Raw genomic sequence first — 12,640 nt, 5'->3', positions numbered from 1 at the left:
AAGTGTTCTACCTAGCTCGGTGCTTGGCTTGATGGGCCGTTCGCTGGTGACACCCTGATTTCGGCGATCACCACGAGCACACACAGCAAAGGTGGCTAGAGGAAGGATCGAGTTGTGGACAGGAGGCAGCCAGCGCAACGTCCAACTGTAGCAGAAAATAGACGTACTTTGTCAAGCCACGTCTGAAAGTGAGTACGCACTGATGGCTGCCTGCACGTCATTCACTGGTGACAGCGTGGCCCGACGACGCCCGTTCGTCAAGCGCTACGCGCGAAATTTATCGAAGACATTCCAGATGTCATTCTGGATCAGAAAGCTTCTACTTCGCTGATCAGCCAGTCGTCGCCACGGCGGACCATGCCGAACTGGTAGCGCGGCGCGGCGCTCTGCCCGGCGATGCCGGCCTGTTGCTGGCTGACGATCATGTTCACCACGACGCGCGCGGTGGCGCCGTCGTCGCCCCCGGACAGGTCGGCGACGCCGACCGACTCGACGCGACAGTCGGCGACCTGCTTCGTCTGGGCGAGGATCTGCCGCTGTTGCGGTAGGTACTTGTCGAAGTCGCCGAGCGCGGTCCCGGTGAGCACCGAGCGGGCCTTGTTGGCCCATTTGTCGACGTCGACGGTGTCCACGGTGAGCGCGCAGGCCTTGCTCTGCACCTGCGACGTCAGTTCGGTGGTGGCCGGCTGGTCGACGAAGGCCTTGTTGGCACCGATCGTCGCACCCGGGTGGAAACCGGCGATCAACGCGAACACGCCGAGGACGATCGCCGCGACCACCAGGGCCACGATGGTTCCGGACCGTCGCGTGCCGGGTCGTCGGGACGAGGTCTTCGAAGATGCGGCGCCGCCCGACTTCGACGTCGAGGCGGCCGACGACGAGCCGTCGCCCGGTCGGAGCGTCGAGACCCGGGAGACGGGTCGGGTCTTGCCGGCGGGTTTGGGCTTATCGGTGGGCTCGTCGGTGCCGTCGACTGGTTCGGTGGTGCTCTCGACGGACTCCGTCGTGCTCTCGGCGGTATCCGTGGCGCTCTCTACGGCTTCCGTGCCGGTCTCGGCGGCATCCGTCGGGCTCTCGGAGGGTTCGACGACGCTCTCGGCGGAATCCGTGGTGCTCTCGGCAGGGTCGACGGCGCTCTCGGAGGGCACCGGGTTGCTGTCGGCGGGCGCAGCAGCAGCGGCCCGGTCGGCCGGCGTGGTGTCGGTGTCCGGCGTGGTGTCGGTGTCCGGCGTGGTGTCGGCCTCCGGACCGGTGGTCGGTCGCCGACGTCCGGCGACGCGCGGCGTCGAGGTCCGGCTGGTGCGCTTACGCGGCGGGCGTGGATTGGTCGGCATCAGTTACCTCCCCCGGGAGTCGACGGCGCAGGAGCCGAGGGCGCGGGCGAACTCGCGCCGCCCCCGCCGGGCACCGCTGCCGCCGTCCCCGGATCCTGGTAGGCGAGGGAGTCCAGCGGCACGATGTCGCTCGCCTTCCAGTTGTCGCCGTCCTTGGTCATCGACACCGAGAAGCCCATCGTCTGGGTCACCCCGGCCTCGTTCTCACGCTTGGACGTCGCGGCGACGTAGACGAGCACCTTCGCGGACCCGTCGTCGGCGTCGACCTCGGACGGCGCACTCCGGATCAACCGGGACGTCAGCGTCGCGGCCTGCGGGCCCGCCTGCGTGATCATCGAATTGAGATTGCTGACGTCCTGGCTGGTGATCTGCTCACGAGCCTTCCCGGTCAGCGAGCCGTCCACCCGGCGCTTCCAGTCCGCGGTGTCCTCGGGATCCACGGTCGTGACGTTGATAATGGCCTGTTCGGCGCCGTTCACCGCGCCGTCGCGGGCGTCCTGGATCGGCTTCTGCACGAAGTAGGCCTGATAGCCCTGGTATCCGAACCAGACCGCGCAGATCGCGGCGACGATCACCGCGATCACCGCCAGCGAGAGCGCGACGATGTTCTTGGTGTCGCGGTCCGGAGTCGAAGAGGTGGATGTGCTGCTGCTTGTCATCGGCCGTCACTGTAGTTGTTGGCACCTGAGAAGAGGCCAAGCGCGGATTCGCGCCGGCCTCCCCTGTCGGGTGAGATCACTGCGGGTGGACACCCATCAACGCCGCGAGCTGCTGCGCCAGGGGGTTCAGGTTGAGCCTGTCCGGATCCTTCTTGGGGATGCTGTCCCAGGGCTGCTTGAACTCGGGGTTCGCGTAGGCCGCCCGGTCTGCGCTGCGCACGCCGGTCGGGTTGCCGACGGGCACCGAGCATTTCGCATTGGTGTTGAACGGGAACTCGTCGTAATGGATGTCGAACGACGGGTCCTTGCGCTTCATCTCCCGGATCATCGCGTTCGTACTCTCATAGCCACGTGTACAGGCCGCCGGATTGTTCGTCTCCAGCACCACACCGAAATGGATCTGCCCGTCGCCGGGCGCCGGCGCGTGGCTGCCCGCCGACAGTGCGGAGAGCATCGCGAAGGTCGGGGCCGTGGCGAACGAGGTGGGTTCGATCGTCCGCAGTGTGCCGGCGAGCTGTTTGACGACGGTCGAGATGTCGCCGCCGTACTGCTGCAGCAACGCCGAGATCTGCGTCGCCGACGCCGTCCCCGTCGTCAACAACCGCCGCAAATCCGGATCCGAAGCCGCCAACGTCGCCGTGATCAGATCCAGATTCCGCGACCACGACAAAATCGCATCCGACTGATCCGCCTGCGTCGCCAACACCACATTCGAATTCTGAATCAACGAAATCGTCTGATCCAACGAGTCATACCCCGACCGCGACAACTTCGACAACGAATCCACCAGCCGGGTCACATTCTCACCCTGACCATTGAACGCCTTACCCAACTCCGTGATCACCGTATGCAGATCATCAATCGGAATCGACGACGTGAAATCAATCGCCGACGCCACCACATCCTCCAACGGCGGCGGCACCGACGTCTTCGTGATCACCGACCCATCCGACAAAAACGGACCCTCCGACGACGTCGGCTGCAAATCCACATACTGCTCACCGATCGCCGACCGATTCGCCACCACCGCAACCGCCGACGCCGGAATCTCCGGACCACCCGAATTCAACTCGAGCGCCACATCAACGCCATCCTTCGTCAGCGTCAACGCACCCACCCGACCCACCGGCACACCCTGATACGTCACCTCGGCATTGGTGAAAATGCCACCGGACTCCTTCATCGACGCCGTCACGGTGTACTGGCCGACGCCGGCCAGCCGGTCGAGTCGGGCGTACTTGGCGCCCACATAGACGAGGGCGACCAGCCCGACAACGACGAAGACGATCAACTGAATCCGCACAGCCTTCGACAACATCACCGAGCTCCGATCTGTGAGGCAGAGAGATCGTGAGCCTCGACCCCACCCACAACCTGACCGGGCCTCATCGTCCGGCTCCGATCATGCTGAGCGGTCCGTCGATGAATCGCTGGCCGGGTTGCGCCGGCGGCATCAGCGTGTACTGACCATCATCGTCGCGCTGGGTGCGCGGCTTGGTGGTCGACGACGGCGCGCGAGTCGATCCGGCCGCCGGATTCATCGGATAGGTACCCCCGACGGCGGGGTGTTGGGCCCCGGCCGCCAGTTCGGGCCGGGCGGCAGCAACGTGATCGTCGGCCATCCGTACCGCGGGCCATTGCTGCCCACGTAGGGATTGCTCGGGTTGACCGGCACCTTGACCCGCGCCGGCGGCGAGTACTTGGGGGTCGGCTGTCCGACGCCCAGCGCCTCGAGCTGGTTGAGCAGCCGCAGGTCGAGCGTCATGAACAGGTTGGTCGCGTCACCCTTGACCCCGGGCAGCAGCCAGTCGGGGAACGGGTGGGTGAGCATCAGCGGCGCCGCCGTGATCAGATCCGGGGCAGCCTTGGACAGTTCGGTGAGCACCGGGCGCAACGCCTTCAGATCGTTGATCAGCGCGGTCCGTGACTTGCCGAGCACGTCCGTGCCCACCTGTCCCAGCTCGTCGAGCTTCTTCAGGAGGTCGACGAACTGTGGCCGCTGCTCCTCCAGCACGGCGACACCGGCCGGCAGCTCCTTGAGGATGCGGTCGATCTGCGTCTTCTGGTTCGCCGCCCGCGTGGACAACTTGGCGAGACCGTCGATGGCGCTGATGATGTCGTCACGCTGCCGGTTGAGGCCGGTGATCAGGCCCTCGGTCTGTTCGAGCAGGCTGGTGAAGACCGGACAGGTGTTCCGGGTGCCCGCTCGCCTCACCTCACACGGTTGGCTGACCGAACCCGCGAGCGCCTTGTTGAGCTCGGTGACGATCGGCTGGAGCTGGTTGATGCCGCCACCGTTCAGCAGCATCGACAGCGCGCCGAGTACCTGTTCGATGTCGGTCGCGGTCCGGGTGCGGTCGAGCGGGATCGGCTGGGCCGGGTTCTGCCGCGGCAGCGACTCGCTGTCCTTGGGTTCGGTCAGCGCGACGAACTTCTCACCGAGCAGCGACGTCTGCTGCACGGCCGCCGTCGACTTGTCGGACAGGTCGATCTCGTTCTTCACCTTGACCTTGACCTGCGCGTACCACTGGTTCTCCGGGACCTCGACCGACTCCACCCGACCGATCGGGATGCCGTCCATCTTGACCACGGACTGTGGCACCAGGTCGAGGATGTCGTCGAACTGGATCTGGTAGGTCCGGGCGTTCTCCCCCGTGTCCACCCCACCGGGGAGCGGAATGGACTGGATGCCGTTGCCACAGCCGGCGAGCACGAGCACCACCGACACCGTCGCCGCGCCGACGATGGCTCGGATCGACTTGCGGGACATGAGTTCTCGCATCATCAGTTCCCACCCGTCCCAGGTCGTGCGGAAGGCCGGGTGGGCGTGGTCGACGGCCGCTTGGGCGTCGAGCTCGGCCCGGTCTCGAGCTCCGGGTCCGGGTTGCCCTGGCTGGTGCCGGGCGACGGGTACCGCTGGAGCTTGTTGTTGCTCATGATGCCGAACGGCAGCACCGGCAGCAGTGGCTCGAGGACACCCTTGGTGATCTGCTGGCCGAGGTCCTCACATTGGCTGATCAGCGGCCGCAGCGTGGTGCTGAACTGGGTGGCCTGCGGGTTGCCCGGGAGCAGCGTTCCGAGATCGAGCAGACGACACTGCGCACCGATCAGATCCTGCAGATCCGGGATCGTCAACCGCATGGCCAACGTGCCGGACTCGGCATCGTAGGCGTTGATCAGGTTGTTGATGGTGACCGGCAGGACGGTGAGGATCTCCTTCAGATGATCCTTGGTGTCGAACAGCGCCTTCGTCGTCGGCTGCAGATCCTTCACGGTCTGACCGAGCTGGTCGCGGTTGTCCTCGACGAAGGTCGCGACGTCACCGAGCGCGATGGACAACTTGTTCAGCGCCGCCGACAGCTGCGTCCGCTCGCCGGCGAGGAACTGGTTGAACGAGGCCATCTGGGTGTTGAACTGACGCACCTGGGAATCGTTCTCCCGCAACGCCCCGACGAACACGTCGAGGTTCTTGACGGTGTCGACGATGTTATTGCGCGAGTCGCTCAGCGTGGTGGTCGCCTTGGAGAGCTGCTCGATGGCCTCCCCCAGCTTGGCGCCGTTGCCGCGGAGGTTGTCGGCGCCGGTAGCGATGACATCGCTGACCGCACCGTTCTTGTTGGCACCCTCCGGCCCGAGCGACTCGGACAGCTTCTGCACACTCGAATAGATCTGGTCGACCTCCACCGGGACCATCGTCTGGTCCAGCGAGAGGTTGATGTCACGCGGCGCCTTGGGGCCACCGGTGTAGGCGGGGGTCAGCTGCACGTAGCGGTCGGCGACGACCGACGGGATGATCTGCACGGCACGGACATCGGCCGGCAGATCGATACCGCGGTCGACGGTCATGGTCACCTTGACGGTCTCCCCCTGCGGGGTCACCGAGTCGACCTTGCCCACCGGCACACCGAGAACCCGGACGTCGGAGCCCGGGTAGATGCCGACACTGCGGCCGAACGTCGCGTTGATCTTGGTGGTCCCCATCAACGAGAACGCCCACCACAGGACGCCACCGATGATCAGGGCGAGGATGAGCCCGATCACGGTCATCACGATGTGACGCGGGGTGAACCACCGGCCCGGTCCGGAGGTGCGGGTGAGGTCGGGTGCTGTGGTCATCAGCCGGCCTCCGTTCCACCGTTGTTCTGGAGCTTCTGCTTGTTGGGCGGACGCGTGGTGTTCTGCTGCGGCAACGCGGGCGGCAGCAGGTTGGTCACCACCGACTCGAACCAGCGGCCGTTACCGAGCACGTTGGCGTAGAGCCGATAGAACGGCGCCATGTAGGTGATCGTCTGCCGCAGATTCTGGTTCTGCGCGGTGAGCAGCTCGTTGACCTGCTGCAGCGAGTCCAGAGCGGGCCCGATCTGTGCCTGGTTGTCACGCACGATCCCCGACAGTGAGCTCGAGAGCGACGTGGTGCTCGCGAGCAGTGTGGAGATGGCCTGCTGGCGGTTGTTCAGTTCGTCGAGCAACTGACCGGCACCGGCGATGAGGCGGACGAACTCCTCGTTGCGGTCGGCCAGGATCTTCGACGTCGACTTGGTCGCCGCGAGGAGTCGCTGCACCTCCTGGTCGCGGCTGGCGATGGTCGCCGACAGTCGCGACAAACCGTCCAACGACGGCCCGATGTCACCCGCGGTGCCGGAGAAGGCCTCCGACAGGGTTTCCATCGACGACGCGAGCTGGTCGGTGTTGAGATCGTCGATCTGGTCGGCGGCATCGGAGAACGCCTCGACGACGTCGTAGGGCGAGACCGTGTCGGTCAGCGCGACGTCGGGGTCGGCGGGCTCACTGCCCCGCGGGTTCAGCGCCAGGTACTTCTGGCCGAGGATCGTCTTGATCTGGATGGACGCCTGCGTCTGGTCACCGATCCAGGTGTTGGTGACCCGGAACTTGACGTCGACGCGGTTACCGTCGAGGGACACCCCGTCGACCTCACCGACCTTCACGCCCGCGACGCGGACCTCGGCGCCCGGCTTGAGACCGGCCGCCTCGGTGAACTTCGCGGTGTAGCGCGCGGCCGCCCCGACGAGCGGCAGCGAGTTCAGATAGAACGCCGACACCGCCATCATCAGGAGCACCAGGATGCCGATGGCGCCGATGCTCACCGGGCTGCGGCGTCCACCGAACCGTCGGTGCGGATTGGCCTGGGGCGCAGGCTCTTCCGCGGACTTGCCCTGGTCGGCGCGGGCGGCGTTCCGGATCTCCTCGGTGGAGAACTGTTCGGTTCGGGCGTCGTCGCCGTCCGGCTGTTGGTGCCGGTTCTGTTCGTCAGCCACAGGTCAGCCCCCCGGCCTCTCGTCTTTCCAGCAGCGGGTTGCCGCGCTGGTGTAGAGCACATGGTTGATGTCGGGCAACGGGATCAGGGGCTGCGACAGCATGGTCGACTTCCCGTTGCCGGCGACCACGTCGATGCCGCACAGGTAGAACTGGAACCACGAACCGAACGTCGCCGCGCGGCCGATCTTCTGCAGCTTGACCGGCAGGTTCGTCAGGATCTTCGTGACGTCGTCGTCGCGGGCGTTGATCTGGTCGGCCAGCGACTTCAGTCCGGCGATGTCGCCCTGGATGGCGGGCCGGGTCGGTCCGAGGATCGACGCGGTCACCGCGGTCAGGTTGGACACCGAGCTGATCGCCGAGCCCACCGAACCGCGTTGCGCGGCAAGTCCGGTCACCAACTGCTCGGTGTTGTCGAGAAGCGCGGTGAACTGCGCGTCGTTGCGGTTGACCGTGTCGAGCACCGTGGTCAGGTTGGTGATCAGCGTGCCGATCACCTTGTCCTTGTCGGCGATCGCGTTGGTGAGGTCGGCGGTACTGCTGACCAGCTGCGAGATGGTCCCGCTCTCGCCCTGGAAGACCTTGATGATCTGCTCGGACAGCTTGTTCACGTCGGACGCGGACAACTCGCGGAACAGCGGCTTGAAGCCGTTGAACAACTCGGTCAGGTTCACCGCCGGGTGGGTGTCCGGGTTCTGCGGGTCGGTGCCGAAGGTGTGTCCGGTGCCCACCGTCTGATCGGGATCGCCGGCGCCCTTCTCCAGCGCGAGATAGCGCAGGCCGGTCAGGTTGCGGTAGCGAATGTAGATCTGGGTGCCGTCGGGCAGCCGGTCACGGTTGACGTTGAACGAGACCAGCGCCTGATTCCGGTTGTAGACCTCGACATTGGAGACCTGCCCGACGCGGACGCCCGCGATCCGGACATCGTCGCCCTTGTTCAGCAGCGCGGCATCAGAGAACACCGCCTTGAAGTCGCTGTCGCCGTCGCCGCCGGCGTTGGCGATCGTCAGCCCGAGCAGGCTGGTCGCGACCACGGTGACCACCGCGAAGATGATCAGCTTGATCAGTGGTCCGGTGAGGGATTTCATCGGATGGTGACCTGCGCTCCCTGCAACGATGCGCCGCCGATGGTGGTGACCCACGTCGGCACCTTCTCCGGGTCGGTGCCGTTGGCACCGCCGTAGATGACCTTGAGCTGTTTCACATAGTCCGGATCGTCGAACGGATTCGCCTGGATCGAGCCCACCGGGGTGGCCGAGAACTGCGGCTGCGGCAGGGTCGGCATCGTCCGCGGACCGGGGTTGCGCGACGGCGGCTGATACGAGCCGTCGGCGAGTCCACCGCCCGGGTACTGCGGGAACGGGCGCCCGTTCTTGGCGGGTTCGTAGCAGACGGCAGGCGGATCGGTGTCGAGCAGTCGCGGCTCGTCCTGGTTGGGCAGGTAACGCCCACGCGGGTTGACGAACTGGAGGTTCACGCGCACACCGGGATTCGCGGTGCCCTCGCCGACGATCTTGCGGGACTCGGGGATGAGTCCGGCGAAGTTGCGGAAGGTGCACACGAAGGTCGGCGACTGCTTGGCCAGACCCACCAGGAACGGCTCCGAATCGACCGCGAGATCGATCAGGTCGGTCCGGTTCTGCTTCAGGAACGCGGTGGTGTCGGTGGCCGCGACCCCGACGGTCGCGATCAGCGTGCGCAGATCACCCTGCCGCTCGACGATGGTCTTGTTCGTCGTGCGCAGGTTGTCCAGAGCGTCGATGACGTCGGGCAACGCCTCGGAGTAGGTCTGCGAGAAGCTGGCCAGACCGCGCAGCGTCCCCTGCAGCTCCGGCATGTTGTCGTTGAACCGGCCGAAGATCGTGTTGAGCTCGCGGAAGGTGACGTTGAGCTGGTCGCCACGACCCGACAGCGCCTGCGACAACGAGGTCAGGGTGACATTGAGGTCCTGTGGCGGGATCGCCTCGAGCACCGGCAGCAGCTTGTCGAAGAGGTCCTGGACCTCTTTCGCGTTGCCGCTCTGGTCGGTGTAGATCGTGCCGCCGGACGCGAGCGTCTCCCCCGACGGATCGTCGGTCGGAACCTGCAGGGCCACATAGCGCTCACCGAACAACGTCTTCGGCAGGATGCGCGCGGTAGTGTTCTCCGGCAACTTGTCCGCCATGTCGGGGCTCAGCCCCAGCGTGACCGCGACGGTGCCGTCGGGCGCGGGCTCGACGTCGCGGACCTCGCCGACGATGACGCCGCGCGCCTTGACGTCGGCGTTGGCGGGCAGGGCGTTGCCGGTGGAGTCGGTCTTGAGGGTGACGTCGGTGAACGATGTGAACTCATCGTTGAACTTCATGATGGTGACTGCGAGGAACAGTGCGACCACGAGGAAGAACGCCAGCCCGAGCAGCCGGCGACGGATCATCGACATCGATCAGCCTCCCACTCTGACAGTCGTGGTGGTCCCCCAGATGGCGAGTCCCAGGAAGAAGTCCAGGATGGCGATCAGCACCAGTGCCGCGCGCACGGCGTGTCCCACCGCCACGCCGACGCCGGCGGGTCCGCCGGTGGCGTAGTAGCCGTAGTAGCAGTGCACCAGGATGATCACGAACGCGAAGACCAGCACCTTGCCGAACGACCAGAGCACGTCGGCGGGTGGCAGGAAGAGATTGAAGTAGTGGTCATAGGAGCCGCCCGACTGCCCGTTGAACACGGTGGTGATCACCCGGGAGGCGAGATACGCGGACAGCAGACCGAGCACGTAGAGCGGGATGACGGCGATGAATCCGGCGATGACGCGGGTGCTGACCAGGAACGGGATCGACGGCACGGCCATCGATTCCAGGGCGTCGATCTCCTCGGAGATCCGCATGGCACCCAGCTGCGCGGTGAACCCGCAACCGACCGTCGCGGACAGCGCGAGGCCCGCCACCAGGGGCGCCACCTCACGGGTGTTCACGTAGGCGGAGAGGAAGCCGGTCAGTGCCTGCGACCCGATCTGGTCGAGGGCCGCATAGCCCTGCAGGCCGACGACGACGCCGGTGAAGCCCGACATCAGCACCATCACGCCGACCGTGCCGCCGATCACGGCGAGACCGCCGGAACCGAACGCGACCTCGGCGAGCAGGCGCAGCACCTCACGGGTGTAATGCACCAGGGTCTTCGGGATCCAGGCGAGTGTCCGCCCGTAGAAGGACATCTGCTCGCCGGCACCGTCGAGCATCTTGAGTGGTCGGCCCAGCTGTTTGCGCGCCTCGTACAGGTAGTACTCGGGTCGCGACTTCGCGATCGTCACACCGCCGGCCATCGCTAGCTTCCCTTCGCCGGGACGATCTGCAGGTAGACCGCAGTGATGATCAGGTTGGCCAGGAAAAGCAGCAGGAACGTGATGACGACGCTCTGGTTGACCGCGTCACCGACGCCCTTCGGACCGCCCTTGGGGTTGAGACCTTTGTACGCGGCGATGACGCCGGCGAGCACACCGAAGATGGCTGCCTTCAGCGTGGAGACATAGAGGTCGGGCAGCTGAGCGAGAGCACCGAAGGACGCGAGGTAGGCGCCCGGTGTACCGCCCTGCACCACGACGTTGAAGAAGTAGCCACCACCGATGCCGACGACGGCGACGAGTCCGTTGAGCAGCATGGCGACGAGCACCATGGCCAGCACACGCGGCACGACGAGACGCTGGATCGGGTTGATGCCCAGCACCTCCATCGCGTCGATCTCCTCGCGGATCGTGCGCGAACCGAGGTCGGCGGCGACCGCCGACCCGGCGGCGCCGGCGATCAACAGCGACGTCACGAGGGGTGAGCCCTGCTGGATCACCACCAGAACGCTGGCCGCGCCCGTGTAGGACTCGGCGCCGAGCTGCTTGATCAGCGACCCGGTCTGCAGGGAGACGATCGCGCCGAACGGGATGGCGATCAGCGCGGTCGGCAGAATCGTGACGCTCGCGATGAACCACGCCTGCTGAATGAACTCCCGCCACTGGAACGGGCGCACAAATGTTTGACGCGCGACATCGACGAAGAGCTGCACGATGTTGCCGGTCTGGGCGAGCGCGCCCGTTCCGGCCTGAGCTATCCGATCAACGCCACGCGTGGTGGCACTGCTCATCCTTACTGACTCCGACCGTCGGTGGGCTGCTGGACATGCCGGCCGGTGTCGATCGGCTGGGTGGTGGTGTTGTCGGCAGCGCCGGCGCCCGGAGGAGTCGACCAGCTCTGGGTCGGTGCGTCATTGCCCGCGTAGTCGTCGGCGGAGGTCCATTCGCCCGACTGCTGACCGGCCGCGACGGGCACGTTGTTGTTGTCGCCGTTCTGGTCGGCGGCATGGGCGTCTGCCTCGGCGCGCATGCGGTCTTCTTCCTCCATGCTGCGACGGATGGCTTCCTGCGCGTTCGGCGGCAGGGTGTGCAGCATCTCGTGCACCCGCTCACGGTGACGCGCGACCGCCTTGCGCTCGGGCATCCCCGGATTCGGCTGCACCTGCGCGATGATCTCGGAGAAGTCGTCCTTGGTGCCGCCGCCGCCGATACCCGCGGCCTGCATCGCCTCCTCGGCAGCCTGCACCGCCGAGTCCTTCTCCTCCGACATACCGATCGGACCGAACCGGTCACCGGAGAGGAACTGCTTGACGACGGGCTGCTCAGAGGTCAGCAGCTGCTCGCGCGGGCCGAACATGACGAGTTCCTTGCGGAAGAGCATGCCGATGTTGTCCGGGATGGTGCGGGCGATGTTGATGTTGTGCGTGACGATCAGGATCGTCGCGTCGATCTGGGCGTTGATGTCGATCAGCAACTGCGAGATGTAAGCGGTGCGCACGGGATCGAGACCCGAGTCCGGCTCGTCGCACAGGATGATCTGCGGATCGAGCACCAGCGCACGGGCCAGCCCGGCACGCTTGCGCATACCGCCGGAGATCTCACCCGGGAGTTTGTCCTCGGCACCGGTCAGACCGACGAGGTCGATCTTCTCCATCACGATGTCGCGGACTTCGTCTTCCTTCTTCTTCGTGTGCTCACGAAGCGGGAACGCGATGTTGTCGAACAGGCTCATCGACCCGAACAACGCACCATCCTGGAACAACACCCCGAACAACTTGCGGATCTCGTAGAGCTCCTTGGCCGAACACTGCGTGATATCGGTACCGTCGATCACCACCGACCCCTGCTCGGGATGCAGCAACCCGATCAGCGTCTTCAAGAACACCGACTTGCCCGTACCCGACGGCCCCAACAACGCCGACACCTCACCCGTCGGCAAGGTCAACGACACATCACGCCAGATGTTCTGTGAACCGAATGATTTCGTGAGCCCCTCAACACTGACCTCTACGCCCACTGCATCCTCCCAGACATTCGCTGCCCCTTGCGGCGGTCGGTGC

The 12,640-nt window shown here is 65.7% G+C and carries 10 protein-coding genes and 1 pseudogene; all 11 read right to left on the bottom strand.

Features of this window, described 5'->3' with window-relative positions:
* Window positions 1-308: 308 nt before the first annotated feature.
* Window positions 309-1,334: a hypothetical protein gene (locus D7316_RS23695; protein ID WP_124710437.1), complete on the bottom strand. Its 1,026-nt coding sequence runs from the start codon at window positions 1,332-1,334 to the stop codon at window positions 309-311.
* The gene (locus D7316_RS23690; protein ID WP_232017049.1) at window positions 1,334-1,993 is read right to left on the bottom strand and encodes a conjugal transfer protein; all 660 of its coding nucleotides are present in this window, start codon (window positions 1,991-1,993) and stop codon (window positions 1,334-1,336) included. The genes D7316_RS23695 and D7316_RS23690 overlap by 1 nt, the downstream gene beginning before the upstream one ends.
* A 76-nt stretch (window positions 1,994-2,069) precedes the next feature.
* Complete coding sequence (locus D7316_RS23685; RefSeq protein ID WP_124710436.1) at window positions 2,070-3,311, bottom strand: MCE family protein; 1,242 nt, start codon at window positions 3,309-3,311, stop codon at window positions 2,070-2,072.
* A gap of 67 nt (window positions 3,312-3,378) precedes the next feature.
* Window positions 3,379-4,763, bottom strand: a pseudogene (locus D7316_RS23680) (MCE family protein).
* 14 nt (window positions 4,764-4,777) lie between these two features.
* The gene (locus D7316_RS23675; protein ID WP_124710435.1) at window positions 4,778-6,109 is read right to left on the bottom strand and encodes an MCE family protein; all 1,332 of its coding nucleotides are present in this window, start codon (window positions 6,107-6,109) and stop codon (window positions 4,778-4,780) included.
* On the bottom strand, window positions 6,109-7,194 hold the full coding sequence (locus D7316_RS23670; protein ID WP_124711541.1) for an MCE family protein: 1,086 nt from the start codon (window positions 7,192-7,194) through the stop codon (window positions 6,109-6,111). Before D7316_RS23670 ends, D7316_RS23675 begins: the two co-directional genes overlap by 1 nt.
* Window positions 7,195-7,272: 78 nt before the next feature.
* Window positions 7,273-8,355: an MCE family protein gene (locus tag D7316_RS23665; RefSeq protein WP_124710434.1), complete on the bottom strand. Its 1,083-nt coding sequence runs from the start codon at window positions 8,353-8,355 to the stop codon at window positions 7,273-7,275.
* Window positions 8,352-9,686, bottom strand: a complete 1,335-nt coding sequence (locus D7316_RS23660) for an MCE family protein (protein WP_124710433.1) — start codon at window positions 9,684-9,686, stop codon at window positions 8,352-8,354. The genes D7316_RS23665 and D7316_RS23660 overlap by 4 nt, the downstream gene beginning before the upstream one ends.
* Window positions 9,687-9,689: 3 nt before the next feature.
* Window positions 9,690-10,562 carry an MlaE family ABC transporter permease gene (locus D7316_RS23655; RefSeq protein WP_124710432.1) on the bottom strand — a complete coding sequence of 291 codons (873 nt, stop codon included), beginning with the start codon at window positions 10,560-10,562 and terminating at the stop codon, window positions 9,690-9,692.
* 2 nt (window positions 10,563-10,564) lie between these two features.
* Window positions 10,565-11,371: an MlaE family ABC transporter permease gene (locus tag D7316_RS23650; RefSeq protein ID WP_124710431.1), complete on the bottom strand. Its 807-nt coding sequence runs from the start codon at window positions 11,369-11,371 to the stop codon at window positions 10,565-10,567.
* 2 nt (window positions 11,372-11,373) lie between these two features.
* On the bottom strand, window positions 11,374-12,597 hold the full coding sequence (locus tag D7316_RS23645; protein ID WP_124710430.1) for an ABC transporter ATP-binding protein: 1,224 nt from the start codon (window positions 12,595-12,597) through the stop codon (window positions 11,374-11,376).
* Window positions 12,598-12,640 lie beyond the last annotated feature (43 nt).

It is taken from the genome of Gordonia insulae (assembly GCF_003855095.1).
Lineage (GTDB): Bacteria > Actinomycetota > Actinomycetes > Mycobacteriales > Mycobacteriaceae > Gordonia > Gordonia insulae.
This window is presented reverse-complemented; position numbering and strand designations above follow the sequence as displayed.